This is a genomic window from Micromonospora sp. CMU55-4 (assembly GCF_011602315.1).
GTDB lineage: Bacteria > Actinomycetota > Actinomycetes > Mycobacteriales > Micromonosporaceae > Micromonospora > Micromonospora chalcea.
This window is the reverse complement of the sequence record NZ_JAAOLH010000001.1, coordinates 323,734-338,267: the sequence shown is the minus strand read 5'-3', so window position 1 is coordinate 338,267 and position 14,534 is coordinate 323,734. Positions and strand designations below refer to the sequence as shown.

The following is a 14,534-nucleotide window of genomic DNA, read 5'->3' as shown; positions in this document are numbered from 1 at the left end:
GCCGGGCGACACGGCGCGGCCCGGCTCCCCGGCGAACCCCCGCCCCGCACGGCGCATAGGATGTGCGGTCATGGCACGCGTGCTCACTCCCCGTGCGGAGGACTTTCCCCGCTGGTACCAGGACCTGATCGCCAAGGCGAAGCTGGCCGACAACGGCCCGGTCCGGGGGACCATGGTGATCCGACCGGCCGGCTACGCCATCTGGGAGCGGATGCAGGCCGAGATGGACGCCCGGATCAAGGCGGCCGGCGCGGAGAATGCATACTTCCCGCTGTTCATCCCGGAGAGCTACCTCAAGCGCGAGGCCGAGCACGTCGAGGGCTTCTCGCCGGAGCTGGCGGTGGTCACGCACGGCGGCGGCAAGCAGCTCGCCGAGCCGGTGGTGGTGCGCCCCACCAGCGAGACGGTCATCGGCGAGTTCATGGCCAAGTGGATCGACTCGTACCGCGACCTGCCGCTGCTGCTCAACCAGTGGGCGAACGTGGTCCGGTGGGAGCTGCGCCCGCGGATCTTCCTCCGTACCAGCGAGTTCCTCTGGCAGGAGGGGCACACCGCGCACGCGACCCGTGAGGACGCCCGCGCCTACGCGCGGCGGATCCTGCACGAGGCGTACGAGGACCTGATGGTCAACGTGCTCGGCATCCCGGTCGTGGTCGGCCTGAAGACCGCCCGGGAGCGCTTCGCCGGCGCCACCGCCACGTACACGTGCGAGGGCATGATGGGCGACGGCAAGGCGCTGCAGCTGGGCACCAGCCACGAGCTGGGCCAGAACTTCGCCAAGGCGTTCGACATCAGCTACTCCTCGGCCGAGGGTGGCCGGGAGCACGCGTGGACCACCTCCTGGGGCACGTCCACCCGGATGCTCGGCGGCCTGATCATGTGCCACGGCGACGACAACGGGCTACGGGTGCCGCCGAAGCTGGCGCCGGTCCAGGCGTACGTGATGATCGTCAAGGACGGCGACGGCGTGAGCGAGGCGGCGGCCAAGCTGCGCGACGCGCTGCGCGACGCCGGGGTGCGGGTGGCGCTGGACGACCGGACCGACACCGCGTTCGGCCGCCGGGCCGTCGACGCCGAGCTGCGCGGCTACCCGGTACGCGTCGAGGTCGGCCCGCGTGACCTGGCCGCCGGCAACGCGGTGGTGGTCCGGCGTACGGACGGTTCGAAGGCCCCGACCCCGGTGGCCGACGTGGTCGGCGCGGTCCTCGCCGCGCTGGAGGCCGACCAGCGGGCGCTGCACGACCAGGCGCTGGAGTTCCGCCGGTCCCGCACCGTCGAGGTGTCGACGCTGGCCGAGGCGATCGAGGCGTCCGCCACCGGCTGGGCGCGGGTGCCGTGGTCGGCGGTCGGCGTCGAGGGCGAGGCCGAGGCGAACGGTCAGGGCGTGACGGTTCGCTGCCTGGTGCGCGCCGACGGCTCGGTGCCGGACTCGGAGGACGAGCCCGACCTGGTGGCGATCCTCGCCCGCGCCTACTGAGGGTGTAAGGAAGGGCCCCTTCTTAACGCATTCTGCATAGGCGGGGGCCCTTGTTAACACGACGGCGGGGGTGAGCGTGCGGTTCGAGCCGGGGCGGCTGATCATGCACCGGAACGTGCGGCATGGCCGGATCGGGTGGGTCCGGTCGGCCCGCGTGGTCTCCGACGACGAGCGCGGCCTGCTGCTCTGGGTGGCGCGGACGGCGCCCGTCGCGCACGAGGTGAACGCCGCCGGCCTGGGCATGCGGGCCGTGCCGTTCGCCGAGTGGGTGACGTCGTCCTACCGGCTCGCGCAGGGCCGGTGGAACGGTCCGCCGGTGCTGAAGTTCCTGCCCACGGGCGCGGCCCACTCGGTCTGGTGGTTCCGCGACGCCGCCGGGCGCTTCCAGAACTGGTACGTCAACCTGGAGGAGCCCGGCGTCCGCTGGGACGACGGCGCGGTGGCCGGTGTCGACATGGTCGACCAGGACCTCGACGTGGTGGTGTACCCGGACCTGAGCTGGGAGTGGAAGGACGAGGACGAGTTCGCCGAGCGGCTGGCGTTCCCGGAGCACTACTGGGTGACAGACGAGAAGGCGGTACGCGCCGAGGGTGAGCGGGTGATCCGGATCGCCGAGGCGGGCGCGTTCCCGTTCGACGGCACCTGGTGCGACTTCACCCCGCCCGCGGAATGGGATGTACCGGACGAACTTCCGCCGGGGTGGGACCGCCCGCCGGTGCGCTGAGCGGGTGTCGTCCGTCACGGCCCGGCCCGCCGCGGGCGTGGTGTCCGGGTCCGGTGTGAGAGTTCCGGGGCGGATCTGGCAGAATGGTTCGCTGGTATCCGGCGCGCGTCCGGCGCCCTCTAACCCGGGCGCGTCGCCAGTTCACCGAGCAGTCTCCGGCCCAAACCCCACTGTGCCGGTCGGCGCTCACCCGCCACACCGCCCGTACGGGCCGGTGAGATCGCAACAGGAGCGAAACAACTGTGGCCGTAAAGATCCGGCTCCTGCGGATGGGCAAGATCCGCAACCCGCAGTACCGCATCGTCATCGCCGACTCGCGTACCAAGCGTGACGGTCGCGCGATCGAGTTCGTCGGTGTGTACCAGCCGAAGGAAGACCCTTCGGTGATCGAGGTCAAGTCGGAGCGGGTCCAGTACTGGCTCTCGGTCGGCGCCCAGCCGAGCGAGGCCGTGCAGCGCCTGCTGGAGCTGACCGGCGACTGGCAGAAGTTCAAGGGCCTGCCGGCCCCGCCGCCGCTGAAGGTCGCCCCCGAGCGGGCCGACCGCAAGGCGGCGTACGAGGCCGAGGCGAAGGCCGCCGCCGGCGTGGCGGACACCCCGGCCAAGCCGGCCAAGAAGGCCGCCGCCAAGGCGGAGGAGCCGAAGGCCGAGGCCAAGGCCGAGGAGCAGACCGGTGCCGAGTCCGGCGAGCAGGCCTGACATGCCGCTGCGTCCCGCTCTGGAGCACCTGGTCAAGGGCATCGTCGACCACCCGGACGACGTCCGGGTGCGGATGGTCGACTCCCGTCGGGGCAAGCGCCTCGAAGTCCGCGTGCACCCCGAGGACCTCGGCACGGTGATCGGGCGGTCCGGCCGGACCGCCAAGGCGCTGCGCCAGGTGATCGGGTCCATCGGCGGGCGTGGGGTACGCGTCGACATCGTCGACTCGTACTGATGCTTCTCGTCGTCGGCCGGATCGGTAAGCCGCACGGCATCCGCGGTGAGGTCACCGTGGAGGTGCGTACCGACGAGCCCGAAGCACGGTTCGCCCCCGGTTCGGTGTTGACCACCGAGCCGGGGGTCACCCCGTCGGAGCCCGGCGCCTGGCGGGTGCCGCCGACGCTCACCGTCGAGTCGGCCCGCTGGCACCAGGGGCGGCTGCTCGTCGCCTTCGAGGGCGTGCTGGAGCGCAACGTCGCCGAGGCGCTGCGCAACACGCTGCTCGGCGTGGACAGCGCCGACGTCGCCCCGCCGGAGGACCCGGAGGAGTTCCACGACCACCAACTGGTCGGGCTCGCCGTGGTCACCCGCGACGGCGAGCACGTGGGCGAGGTGGCCCGCATCGACCACGCGCCCGCGTCCGACATGCTGGTGCTGCGGCGGCCCGAGGGGCGTACCGCGCTGGTCCCGTTCGTCAAGGCGATAGTGCCCGAGGTGGATCTGGCCGGCGGTCGCGTCGTCGTCGACCTGCCCGACGGCCTGCTCGATCTCTAGCTCTCGACCTCCGGCTGGAGCCACCGCATGCGCGTCGACATCGTGTCGATCTTCCCTGAGTACTTCGCCCCGCTGGACCTGTCGCTGATCGGCAAGGCCCGCGCGAACGGCACGCTGCGGCTGGCCGTACACGATCTGCGGACCTGGACCCACGACGTGCACCGCACCGTCGACGACACGCCCTACGGCGGCGGTCCCGGCATGGTCATGCGGCCGGAGCCGTGGGGTGAGGCGCTGGACGCGCTGGCCCCGGGCGAGCTGAGCCCGGACGGGCACACGCTGCCCCGGCTGATCGTGCCGTCCCCGGCCGGCGTCCCGTTCACCCAGGCCCTGGCGCACGAGCTGGCCGCCGAGTCGCACCTGCTGTTCGCCTGCGGCCGGTACGAGGGCATCGACCAGCGGGTGCTGGACCACGCGGCGACCCGGATGCCGGTGACCGAGGTCTCCCTGGGTGACTACGTGCTCTTCGGCGGCGAGGTGGCAGTGCTGGTGATCCTGGAGGCGGTCACCCGGCTGCTGCCCGGGGTGCTGGGCAACGCCGGCTCGCTGGACGAGGAGTCACACGCGCACGGGCTGCTGGAGGCCCCGCTCTACACGAAGCCGGCGACCTGGCGCGGGCTGGACGTGCCGGAGGTGCTGCGCTCCGGCGACCACGGCCGGATCGCCCGCTGGCGACGGGACGAGGCGCTGCTGCGCACGGCCGGGCGCCGCCCCGACATGATCGGCGCGCTGGCCCCGGAGACGCTCGACAAGCGGGACCGGGCGACGCTGGACCGGGGCGGATTTTCCCCGCCACCGGGGCATGTGGCAAAGTAGAGGGGTTGCCGCATCCGTCCACGCCGTGGGCGGCTGCGAGGACCCTCGACCGGGGCCGGTCTCGCCGGTCACCACCCGGGGGTCAGAATCACCCATCCGCGCATCGACTGACGATGCGCCGTGAGCCTCACGAGGACGCAGCGATGAACATCCTGGACGCCCTTGACGCCCAGTCGAAGCGTACCGACCTGCCCGACTTCCGTGCCGGTGACACCGTCAAGGTGCACGCGCGGGTCGTCGAGGGCAACCGCTCCCGGGTCCAGATCTTCCAGGGCGTCGTCATCCGCCGCCAGGGTGACGGCCTGCGTGAGACCTTCTCGGTCCGCAAGGTCAGCTTCGGTGTCGGCGTGGAGCGGACCTACCCGCTCAACGGCCCGGGCATCGACCGGATCGAGGTCGTGACCCGCGGTGACGTGCGTCGCGCCAAGCTCTACTACCTGCGCGAGCTGCGGGGCAAGAAGGCCAAGATCAAGGAGCTGCGGGAGAAGCAGCCGGCGAACTGATTCGCGTTCGCCACGCCGCCCGGCCTGCGCGGATGTCGTATCGACCAGACCGCATTACCCTGGTCGGTACGGGCGCAGCCGGACGGTGCGAAACGGTCCACTACCGCCCGTGGGGTCTCGAAGGAGACTCCCGGGCGGTAGTGTCGTTTCCGCGGACCGGAGAGTGGCATGGTGCAGATGGTTGACGAGGACGGCGCCGTCGATCCCTGGCGCCGGCGGGCCCGGCGCGGGCGTCGCCAGATGCCGCTCTGGCAGGAGCTTCCGCTGCTGCTCATCGTGGCGTTCTGCCTGGCGGTGCTGATCCGCACGTTCCTGCTCCAGGCGTTCTTCATCCCCTCCGGGTCGATGGAGAACACGCTGCTCGTCGGCGACCGGGTGCTCGTCAACAAGGTCGTCTACGACGTCCGCGACCCCGTCCGCGGCGAGGTGGTGGTGTTCCGCGGCACCGACCGCTGGGTCGCCCAGGAGGCGCCCGCGCCGCCCACCAACTTCGCCGGCCAGGTCAGCCGCACGCTCGGTGACCTGGTGGGCGTCAGCCGCCCCGGCGAGAAGGACTTCATCAAGCGGGTCATCGGCGTGCCGGGCGACAAGATCTGGTGCTGCGACGACGGCCGCGTGGTGGTCAACGGGGTGCCGCTGGACGAGCAGGCGTACGTCTCCGAGGACTCCCCGCTCGAGCTTCCGCCCAATCCGAAGGAATGCCGGTCCCGGCAGTTCACCGAGGTGGTGGTGCCGCCGGGGCAGATCTTCGTGATGGGTGACCACCGGCTGGTCTCGCAGGACGCCCGATGTCAGGGGCCGGTGCCGATCGAGAACGTGATCGGTCGCGCCTTCATGATCGTCTGGCCGTCGCAGCGGTGGACCACCCTGCCCGTACCGGAGACGTTCGCGGACGTGCCGCGCGCGGACGCCGCGGCCGCCTCCGGCCCGGTCCCGGTGGATCCCGACCCGGTGGGCGGAGTCGTCCTGATCGTGCCGGTCGTGGCGACGCTCACGGTTCTCGCGGGTTCGGGGCGACTGCGCCGCACCCGGGGACGTAGGCTCCTCCCGTGATCGACGAGCAGACCGAGAAGCCGCGCAACTCCTTCTGGAAGGAGCTGCCCATCCTCCTGGGTGTGGCGATCCTGGTCGCAGTGCTGGTTCGCGCCTTCGTGCTGCAGACCTTCTTCATCCCGTCGCCGTCCATGGAGAACACCCTCAAGATCGACGATCGGGTGCTGGTCAACAAGCTGGTCTACGACTTCCGCTCGCCGCACCGGGGCGAGGTGATCGTCTTCAAGGCGCCCACCGAGTGGAGCGGCAACCCCGACGGTGAGGACTTCATCAAGCGGGTGATCGGCGTCGGCGGCGATCACGTGGTCTGCTGCGACCGTACGGGCGGGCAGGACCGGCTGGTCATCAACGGCAAGCCGGTCGACGAGCCGTTCATCTTCCCCGGCAACAAGCCCGCCGACCAGGACTTCGACATCACCGTGCCGAAGGGCCGGCTGTGGGTCATGGGTGACCACCGGGAGGCCTCCGGCGACTCGCTGGAGCACTGGCAGCAGTCCGGCGAGGACATCACCGTCGCCACCATCCCGGAGGGCGAGGTCGTCGGGCGGGCTTTCACCATCTTCTGGCCGGTCAGCCGCGCCACCTGGCTCAGCGTGCCGAAGCAGTTCGAGGGGATCCCCAATCCCTGACCCGACGGCTTCCGCGCGCCCCCACGCCCGCCCCCGGCCGCCGGCGGGAGGGCGTGGTCGTTCGTCGCAGCCGTCTGGCAGGCTGGTGCGGTGACCGTCTACACCCCTCGTCGCGCGGCCCGGGTGCTGCTGGTCGACGCGTCCGACCGGGTGCTGCTCTTCGAGGGCAGTGATCCGGCCCGGCCGGGTCACCGCTACTGGTTCACCCCCGGCGGCGGGCTGGACCCGGGGGAGGCCCCGGCCGACGGTGCGGCCCGTGAGCTGGCCGAGGAGACCGGCCTGCGGCTGGCCCCGGCCGAGCTGGGCGCGCCGGTCTGGTCGGAGACCGTCGAGTTCCCGTTCGACGGCGTCTGGTACCGCCAGGAGCAGCAGTTCTACCTGGTCCGGGTGGCGGGCTGGGAGGTCGACACGACCGGCTTCAACGACGTCGAGCGCGCGAGCGTGCACGGGCACCGCTGGTGGACGGTGACCGACCTGGCCGCCACCGCCGAGCGCTACTACCCGCCGGACCTGCCGGGCCGGCTCGGCGCCGCGCTGGTGGGAGGCGGCGCATGCTGACCCCGCCGCGCACGGTGGTGCGCCGCGACGGCGGCCTCTACGCGCTGGAGCGGGCCCTGCAACGGCGGGGCTTCCGCTACGTCGCGGGCGCCGACGAGGCGGGCCGGGGCGCCTGCGCCGGGCCGCTGGTCGCCGCCGCCGCGATCCTGCCCGAGGGGCGCCGGGGCGAGATCGACGAGCTGGCCGACTCCAAGCTGCTCACCCCGGCCGCGCGGGAGCGCGTCCACGACGAGGTGGTGGCGCGGGCCCTGGCGTACGCCGTGGTGGTCATCCCGGCCGAGGAGGTGGACGCCCGCGGGTTGCACGTGTGCAACCTCGCCGCGATGCGCCGGGCGCTCGCCTCGCTGACCACCCGCCCGGAGTACGTGCTGACCGACGGCTTCGGCGTCGACGGGCTCGACGTGCCGGGGCTGGCGGTCTGGAAGGGCGATCGGGTGGCCGCGTGCGTGGCGGCGGCCAGTGTGCTCGCCAAGGTCACCCGGGACCGGATCATGGTGGAACTGGACGGGCGGTTCCCCGGCTACGGCTTCGCCGAACACAAGGGCTACATCACCGCCGAGCACAGCGCCGCGCTGCGCGCGCTCGGGCCCTGCCGGGAGCACCGCTTCTCGTACGTGAACGTGGCCGCCGTCTCCGGACGGGACGGCCGGCCTCCCCGCGCCCGCCGCCCGGCGGGCGCCGACGTGGTGTCGCCCGAGCCCGTGGCCGGGCTGCCGGGACTCGGGGCCGGCGCGTTCGCCGGGCGCCCGGACGAGCCGATGGGGCGCTCCGGCGCGCCAGGGGGTACCGTCGGCGTGGCGTTGGGCGAGCAGCCGCGACCTCCGGCGTCGGTGGGGGAAGATGTGGTCATGGAAGGCGGAGTGCGATGAGCGCGGAAGATCTCGAGAAGTACGAGACCGAGATGGAGCTGCAGCTCTACCGGGAGTACCGCGACATTGTCCGCCAGTTCTCCTACGTGGTGGAGACCGAGCGCCGTTTCTATCTGGCGAACCAGGTCGACCTGCACGTCCGCAACTCGGACGGTGAGGTCTACTTCGAGGTCGAGATGCACGACGCCTGGGTGTGGGACATGTACCGGCCTGCCCGTTTCGTCAAGAACGTCCGAGTAATGACGTTCAAGGACGTCAATGTGGAAGAGCTCGAAAAGCCCGACATCTCGCTTCCCGCAGATTCCGGATTCGGGAGCTGATCCCCGGGCGGCCCGCCGCCCGGATCACCGCTCCGGCACGACCACTTCGACCCGCTGCACCAGGTTGTTCGCGAACCCGCCCCGGTTCCACGGCTGCTCGACCGGCTGAGTGCGCCCCGAGGCGTCGGTCGCCCGGGCGCCCAGCACGTACCGCCCCGGGGTCGCCGTCCAGCTCACCGACCATCGACGCCACGCCCACTCGCCGCCGGCCGGCTCGTCCAGGACCGCCGGCGTCCACGTGCCGCCACCGTCCATCGTCACCTCGACCGACGTCACCGGCGCGTGCCCGGACCAGGCCCGGCCGTCCACCGTGCACGGCCCCGGCCGCACCACCCGGGTCCGGGACATGAAGTCCGGGAACCCGGGCGGGCGCACCAGGGCACGCGGTTGGATCCGGGTCACCGGCACGCCCGGGTCGTCGGCGTCGCGCCGCAACCGGTAGGCCACCGCGTTCTGGTAGCCGTCGAACGGCTCGGTCGTCACCGTGATGTCGCGCAGCCACTTCACGTGCGCCATGCCGTACCAGCCGGGCACGATCAGCCGCAGCGGCGCGCCGTGCTGCGGCAGCAGGGGAGCGCCGTTCATCTCGTACGCCAGCAGCACCTCCTCGCGCAGCGCGTCGGCCACCGGCAGCGCCCGCTGGTAGTCCTGCTCGACGCCGCGCTCGATCCCGTGGTCCGCCCCGGTGAACACCACGTCCACCGCGTCGCCGGACAGCCCGGCCTCGCGCAGCAGCGGCGCCAGCGGGGTGCCGGTCCACTCGGCGTTGCCCACCGCCTCCACCAGCCAGGGCTGGCTCACCGGGCGGGGCCGCAGCAGCGCCCGGCCGTTGCCCGCGCACTCCAGCGTCACCCGGTGGGTCACCCGGGGCCGGTCACGCAGCGCCGCCAGGTCCAGCCGCAGTGGACGCTGCACCGCGCCGGACACGCTCAGCGCGTACGCGGCCGGGTCGACGTCCGGGATGTCGTAGTGGATGAGCAGGTAGTGCAGGCCCGCCGGGGTCACGTCGTAGCGCAGCGCCTCCAGCGGGATGCCGTGGTTGCGCGCGGCGAGCTGGAGCTCCTCGGCGCTGATCGCCTCGTCCGGTCCGGCGACCCGGGCAGGCCGGCTCGCGTCGTCCACTGTGGTCATGCCTGCTCCGTCCGCTCCAGCACGTCGTAGCCCACGAACGTGAACATCCGTGCACCCGGCACCAGCGGGCGCGGGGTGCCGGTGAAGCGGTGCGCGCCGACCCCCACACCGTCGGCCGGGCTGCCCACCGCGACCGGCTCGAAGCCCTCCTCGGCGAACCACTCGCAGATCACCGGCACCAGATCCGGCTCGCGCCGGTGCCGCGTCCACAGCACCATGCCGCCGATGGCGCAGAGCGAGGCGCAGTGCCGCACCGTCGCCCGGATGTCGTCGTCGGTGATGTTGCCGAAGATGCCGCAGACCAGCACCAGATCGGCCGGGGCCAGATCGGCGTAGCCGTCGGTCAGCGCGGCGTCCCCGGTCACCACCTGCACGCCGGTGAGCCCCGCGTCGGCGGCGGCGCGGCGGGCCAGATCGGCGTTGCGCGGGTCCAGCTCGACCAGGCGGGCGGTCACGTCGGCGCCCCGGGGGTGGGCGGCCAGCACCGGGATCAGGTCACGGCCCTGACCGGCGCAGAGACTCAGCGCGCGCAGCGGACCGGGCCGTGCGGCGTCGAGGGCGTCGGCGACACGCTGCCGCACCTCGGCGAGCCGCCGGGCCAGTGCGGACTCGGGCTGGTCGTAGTCGCGGTGCCAGGCGTACCAGTCCTTCGTCACCCGGCCAGCATAGGCGTCCCGGCCGTAGCAGATCCGCCCCGATTTCGGCGCTCGTCCACAGTGGGGGCGTCGTCCACAGGACGACCGCGTGGCGCGCGCGGGGCAGCGCGCGGACGGTCAGGGTACGCGGTGTGCGTATCCCCATCGGTCGGGCCGGCAGGGGCCTGCTGCTTGTGCTCGTGCTCGCCTTCTGGTTGCCGGGCGTCCCCGCGGCGGGCCTTGACAGGCCGGTGGCGGCGGGCGGCTCGGCGGCGGTCCTTGACGGGCCGGACGTCACGACGGGATACCGGGGCGCGTCCGGCGGGCCGGCGATCGCCGGACGGTTCCGGTGGCCGCTGCCCGGTCCACCCCGCGTGGCACGCGGGTTCGACCCGCCGCCGCAGCCGTGGATGTCCGGGCACCGGGGCGTGGACCTGGCGGGCGCGCCCGGCGCGCAGGTCCGCTCGGCCGGCGCCGGGACCGTCCTGTTCGCCGGCTCGGTCGCCGGCCGGCCGGTCCTCACCGTCGGCCACCACGACGGGCTGCGCACCACCTACGAGCCGGTCCGGTCCCGGGTCACCGCCGGCACCCGGGTGGACGCCGGCACCCCGATCGGTGACCTGCTCGCCGGGCATCCCGGCTGCGTGGACGCGGCCTGCCTGCACTGGGGGCTGCGACGCGGCGCCGAGTACCTGGATCCGCTCGCGCTGCTCGGGCTCGGCCGGGTCCGGCTGCTGCCGCTCGACCCGGGAGCCGACGCCGGTCCCCTGAGTCGTGGCGCCGCCGCCGGCTCTCGCCGCTCAGCGCTGGGCGAGCAGCGTGGGCAGCCGGACGGCCAGGCGGTCGTACTCGTCGGGGGTGTTGTAGACCTGGCCGCACAGCCGCAGGTAGCCGCGCCCGTTCCAGCCGGCCACCGACACCTCGGCGGAGAGCCGGTCGGCGATCCGGGCCCGCAGCTCCCGGGCCGCGTCCAGTGTCGTCGCGACACCCGGCGGCAGCGGCACCAGACGCATGGCGACCGCCGGTCCGCCGGGCTCCGGCAGCCGCTCGGGCGCCACACCCAGCGCGTCCCCGACGACCCGTTGCCCGTACGCGGCCAGCGCCGCGTTGTGCGCGCGTACCCGGTCGACGCCGAGGCTGCGCAGTGTGAACAGGCCCACCGGGGCGGCCAGCCAGCCGGTGTAGTCGAGCGTCGCCTGCCATTCCACCCGGGTCGGGAAGCCGCTGTCCTGCTCCCACGAGACGACGAGCGGCTGGATCTTCTCCCGCCACGACGGCGCCACCACGAGCGCGGCGGTGCCGCGCGGCGCGTACGCCCACTTGTGCAGGTTGCCCACCCAGAAGTCGGCGCCGATCGACGCGACGGTGGCCGGCAGCATGCCCGGCGCGTGCGCGGCGTCCACCAGCACCGGCACGCCCTGCTCCCGGGCCACCGCGACGAGCGCGGCGGCCGGAAACAGCCGGGCGGTCGGCGAGGTCAGCTGGTCGACGATGAGCAGCCGGGTACGCCCGGGGCGCAACCCGGCGCGGACGATCTCGACCACCTCCTCGTCGGTGGCGGTCAACGGCACCGGCAGGGTGCGGGACACCGCCCCGGTGCGGGCGCACTCCCGCCCGATCGAGAGGGCCACTGCCCCGTACCCGTGGTCGGTGGTCAGGATCTCGTCGCCGGGGCGCAGCGCCAGCGACTGCAACACGACCGCCGCGCCGGCGGTGACGTTGCCGACCAGCGCGGTGCCGTCCGGGTCCGCGCCGAGGAACGCGGCCAGGTGTCGGCGGGCGTGGGCGATCCGGTCGACCAGGCCCTGGGTGAAGAACCGCAGCGGGTTGGCCTCCATCTCGTCGCGCAGGCGCTGCTGGGCGCGCTGCACGGCGATCGGCACGGCGCCGAACGAGCCGTGGTTGAGGTGGCTGACGGAGGGATCGAGGGAGAAGAGCAGCCGAGCACCGGGAATCGGCTCGGGCGGCTGCGGCACCGTCATCCATCGATCCTAGCCCGAGATGGATCATCACCCGGCGGGATTCCGCCGGTCAGGCGCGGGGGTGCGCCTGCCGGTACGCCGCACGTAGCCGCTCGACCGACACGTGCGTGTAGATCTGCGTGCTCGCCAGCGACGAGTGCCCGAGCAGCTCCTGCACCGCCCGCAGGTCCGCGCCGCCTTCGAGCAGGTGGGTGGCGGCCGAGTGACGCAGCCCGTGCGGCGTCACCCGGGGCACCCCGGCGGCCTCGGTCCAGTCGGCCACGATCCGCCGCGCGGTGGTCGGGTTGAGCCGCCCGCCCCGCGCCCCGAGCAGCAGCGCCCGGCCCGAGCCGGGCGTCGCCAGAGCCGGCCGCCCGACGCTCAGCCACGCATCGAGCGCCCGCTGCGCCGGCACCCCGTAGGGCACCGACCGCTCCCGGCCGCCCTTGCCGAGTACGCGCACCACCCGGCGGCCCTGGTCGACGTCGGTCACGTCCAGGCCGCACGCCTCGCTGATCCGTACCCCGGTGCCGTAGAGCAGTTCGAGCAGCAGCCGGTCACGCAGCAGCACGGCCTCGGGCGTGTCCGCGCCCGGTGCTCCCTCGGGTTGCGGGGCGTCGGCGGGCCGGGCGGCCTCCATCAGGGCGGCGGCCTGGTCGGCCCGCAGCACGGTGGGCAGTTCGCGCCGGGCCCGAGGGCTCGCCAGCGGCGCGGCGATGTCGTCGGCGAGCAGGCCGGTGCGGTGCGCCCAGGCGCTGAACGTCCGGGCCGCGGCGGCGCGGCGGGCCATCGTCGTCCGGGCCGCGCCCATGGTCCGCTGTTTCGCCAGCCAGCTGCGCAGCACGGCGAGGTCCAGCTCCGGCAGCTCGGCGCAGCCCATCCGGACCGCGTGGTCGAGCAGCGACACGAGATCCGTGACGTACGCGCGGACGGTGTGGACGGACCGGTTGCGCACCCGCGACAGGTGGTCGGCGAAGTCGTCCACCGCTTCGCGCATCGACGCGGGCAGCTCCTCGTGCGCGTCCCGGGTGCCGCGCTGCCGCTTGCTCACCGCGGCGCCCCGATCTGGCGCACGCGGTCGTAACGGAGGCGGACAGCGATCACCGGTCCAGCGTACGGCCGGAGCGCCGCCGCGCGCTGAGCCGCCGCACCGCCTTCACCGCGCCGGACCGTGGCGCCTGCGGTGTGCCCTTCGCCGCCGCGCCCGTGCCTCCGGTATGACGATCGCGCCGCGCCGAGCAGGGTGGCTAAACCGGGCCTGGACAGAGGAAACTCATGCTGCGGCCAGGCACAGGGCGGCAACCGGACGGCAGCGTGGCTGAGCCGGCGCCCCACGGGTGGCCGATCCGGCCGCGATCGGACAGCCGCGTCCCGCGACGGTGACGCCCGGTACGAAAAGGGGCCGACAGTGGGAGTGGACGCGGTCCTCTACCGACAGATATCGGCGGGCAGCAGTCGTCGCCGGCCCGCGTACGTCTCGATCGAGGTCGTCGCGGATCCGCAGGACGTGCTGCTCGGTCTGCTGGCGCGGGTCCGCGGCGGCGGCCGGACGCCGCTGCTGGATCGCGTCGATCCGCTCGGCGAGCTGACAGTCGACACCGATCGGATGTCGCAGCTGCTCGCCGACCTGCGGTGCCTGGCCGAGGTGGCCGGGGCGCCGGCGGAGGCCGACCACATCCGCCGGCTGGCCCGGCTGGCCCGCCGCTGCGCGGAGCGCCGAGACACCGAGATCCGGTTCGAGGGCGACTGACGATCGCGCGTCCCGTCGCCGTGCCGTGCCGGCTCAGGCTTCGGCCGGCTGCCGCGTGGCCCGGATCCGGCGCGTGCCCCACACGATCAGCAGGACTCCGGCCACGAACAGCGCCGGACCGGCGACGAAGCCGATGTCCCGGATCATCAGGTCGATGTCGTGCTGCTTCTCCGCCTCGGCCTTCTGCGCCTCGTAGGAGCCGTCGCCCGCGCCGAACATGCACCGGTCCCGGGGCGTCATCACATCCTCGCCGCACATCGTCGGGCCGTTCGGGTCGTAGTCGCCGATGTCGCGGTGGGACAGGATCGCGAAGAACACCACGAAGAGGCTGACCACGACCAGCATGCCGCCGAACGCACGACGCCCCGACCCGGGTGGGCCGGCCGCCGGGTTGCGGCGCGAGGTTTCCTGCGTGCTCATCGGCCGCCTCCGCGCGTCGGCGGGATGGCCGACGCCGGCCCGGCGAGCCGCACCTCGGCGCCGGACTCCGACCATTGTGGACATGTGCGACGGTTCGCTGCCCCAGTCATCCTTCTCCCCGTGACGGCGCCCGGCGTCCGGCCGGGGCGCGATCGTTCCCGCAACGGCTTCCGCCGCGCGCGAAATGGTGATCCTAGAAGACCGGGGCCGGTCCCA

Annotated in this window: 18 protein-coding genes and 1 pseudogene; 14 read left to right on the top strand and 5 right to left on the bottom strand. The window is 73.4% G+C overall.

Annotation, left to right across the window (positions count from 1 at the left end; all coding sequences use genetic code 11):
- Window positions 1-70 precede the first annotated feature (70 nt).
- The 12 genes from proS to HA073_RS01475 all read left to right on the top strand — a co-directional run bounded on the left by proS (window position 71) and on the right by HA073_RS01475 (window position 8,421).
- The gene (proS, locus tag HA073_RS01530) at window positions 71-1,477 is read left to right on the top strand and encodes a proline--tRNA ligase (protein ID WP_043325917.1); all 1,407 of its coding nucleotides are present in this window, start codon (window positions 71-73) and stop codon (window positions 1,475-1,477) included.
- Window positions 1,478-1,553: 76 nt separating this feature from the next.
- Window positions 1,554-2,201 carry a DUF402 domain-containing protein gene (locus HA073_RS01525; RefSeq protein ID WP_043330560.1) on the top strand — a complete coding sequence of 216 codons (648 nt, stop codon included), beginning with the start codon at window positions 1,554-1,556 and terminating at the stop codon, window positions 2,199-2,201.
- Window positions 2,202-2,443: 242 nt separating this feature from the next.
- On the top strand, window positions 2,444-2,899 hold the full coding sequence (rpsP, locus tag HA073_RS01520; protein WP_013284587.1) for a 30S ribosomal protein S16: 456 nt from the start codon (window positions 2,444-2,446) through the stop codon (window positions 2,897-2,899).
- Window positions 2,874-3,134, top strand: coding sequence for an RNA-binding protein (locus HA073_RS01515; RefSeq protein WP_026268109.1), 261 nt, complete (start codon window positions 2,874-2,876; stop codon window positions 3,132-3,134). The genes rpsP and HA073_RS01515 overlap by 26 nt, the downstream gene beginning before the upstream one ends.
- Entirely contained in the window at window positions 3,134-3,673 is a 540-nt protein-coding gene (rimM, locus tag HA073_RS01510) for a ribosome maturation factor RimM (RefSeq protein WP_043325915.1), read from the top strand. The genes HA073_RS01515 and rimM overlap by 1 nt, the downstream gene beginning before the upstream one ends.
- Window positions 3,674-3,700: 27 nt before the next feature.
- Entirely contained in the window at window positions 3,701-4,489 is a 789-nt protein-coding gene (trmD, locus tag HA073_RS01505; protein ID WP_043325913.1) for a tRNA (guanosine(37)-N1)-methyltransferase TrmD, read from the top strand.
- A 143-nt stretch (window positions 4,490-4,632) separates the two neighbouring features.
- On the top strand, window positions 4,633-4,992 hold the full coding sequence (gene rplS / locus HA073_RS01500) for a 50S ribosomal protein L19 (protein WP_013284591.1): 360 nt from the start codon (window positions 4,633-4,635) through the stop codon (window positions 4,990-4,992).
- A gap of 168 nt (window positions 4,993-5,160) precedes the next feature.
- Entirely contained in the window at window positions 5,161-6,045 is an 885-nt protein-coding gene (lepB, locus tag HA073_RS01495; protein WP_043325911.1) for a signal peptidase I, read from the top strand.
- Window positions 6,042-6,674 carry a signal peptidase I gene (gene lepB / locus HA073_RS01490; protein WP_043325910.1) on the top strand — a complete coding sequence of 211 codons (633 nt, stop codon included), beginning with the start codon at window positions 6,042-6,044 and terminating at the stop codon, window positions 6,672-6,674. The genes lepB (HA073_RS01495) and lepB (HA073_RS01490) overlap by 4 nt, the downstream gene beginning before the upstream one ends.
- Window positions 6,675-6,764: 90 nt before the next feature.
- Window positions 6,765-7,232 (top strand): NUDIX hydrolase, encoded by a 468-nt coding sequence (locus tag HA073_RS01485; RefSeq protein WP_166455535.1) that lies wholly within the window; start codon window positions 6,765-6,767, stop codon window positions 7,230-7,232.
- Window positions 7,226-8,101 carry a ribonuclease HII gene (locus HA073_RS01480; protein ID WP_064447045.1) on the top strand — a complete coding sequence of 292 codons (876 nt, stop codon included), beginning with the start codon at window positions 7,226-7,228 and terminating at the stop codon, window positions 8,099-8,101. Before HA073_RS01485 ends, HA073_RS01480 begins: the two co-directional genes overlap by 7 nt.
- Entirely contained in the window at window positions 8,098-8,421 is a 324-nt protein-coding gene (locus HA073_RS01475; protein ID WP_011905215.1) for a DUF2469 domain-containing protein, read from the top strand. The genes HA073_RS01480 and HA073_RS01475 overlap by 4 nt, the downstream gene beginning before the upstream one ends.
- Before the next feature lie 24 nt (window positions 8,422-8,445).
- On the opposite strand, the gene HA073_RS01470 is transcribed toward HA073_RS01475, so the two are convergent.
- Together HA073_RS01470 and HA073_RS01465 are read right to left on the bottom strand one after the other, a co-directional pair.
- Window positions 8,446-9,552: a sulfite oxidase gene (locus HA073_RS01470; RefSeq protein ID WP_166455534.1), complete on the bottom strand. Its 1,107-nt coding sequence runs from the start codon at window positions 9,550-9,552 to the stop codon at window positions 8,446-8,448.
- On the bottom strand, window positions 9,549-10,208 hold the full coding sequence (locus tag HA073_RS01465; RefSeq protein WP_166455533.1) for a methyltransferase: 660 nt from the start codon (window positions 10,206-10,208) through the stop codon (window positions 9,549-9,551). Before HA073_RS01465 ends, HA073_RS01470 begins: the two co-directional genes overlap by 4 nt.
- Before the next feature lie 194 nt (window positions 10,209-10,402).
- Here HA073_RS01465 and HA073_RS01460 point away from each other — a divergent pair.
- Window positions 10,403-10,939, top strand: a pseudogene (locus HA073_RS01460) (murein hydrolase activator EnvC family protein); the annotation flags it as partial.
- Window positions 10,940-10,987: 48 nt separating this feature from the next.
- On the opposite strand, the gene HA073_RS01455 reads toward HA073_RS01460, so the two are convergent.
- On the bottom strand, window positions 10,988-12,169 hold the full coding sequence (locus tag HA073_RS01455) for an aminotransferase class V-fold PLP-dependent enzyme (RefSeq protein WP_166455532.1): 1,182 nt from the start codon (window positions 12,167-12,169) through the stop codon (window positions 10,988-10,990).
- Window positions 12,170-12,218: 49 nt separating this feature from the next.
- Window positions 12,219-13,145 carry a tyrosine recombinase XerC gene (locus HA073_RS01450; RefSeq protein WP_187692525.1) on the bottom strand — a complete coding sequence of 309 codons (927 nt, stop codon included), beginning with the start codon at window positions 13,143-13,145 and terminating at the stop codon, window positions 12,219-12,221.
- A 411-nt stretch (window positions 13,146-13,556) separates the two neighbouring features.
- Here HA073_RS01450 and HA073_RS01445 point away from each other — a divergent pair, with 411 nt between their 5' ends.
- Window positions 13,557-13,898: a hypothetical protein gene (locus HA073_RS01445; protein ID WP_043325899.1), complete on the top strand. Its 342-nt coding sequence runs from the start codon at window positions 13,557-13,559 to the stop codon at window positions 13,896-13,898.
- A 33-nt stretch (window positions 13,899-13,931) separates the two neighbouring features.
- Here the strand turns inward: HA073_RS01445 and HA073_RS01440 are convergent, their stop codons facing one another.
- Window positions 13,932-14,318, bottom strand: a complete 387-nt coding sequence (locus HA073_RS01440; protein ID WP_064447049.1) for a hypothetical protein — start codon at window positions 14,316-14,318, stop codon at window positions 13,932-13,934.
- Window positions 14,319-14,534 lie beyond the last annotated feature (216 nt).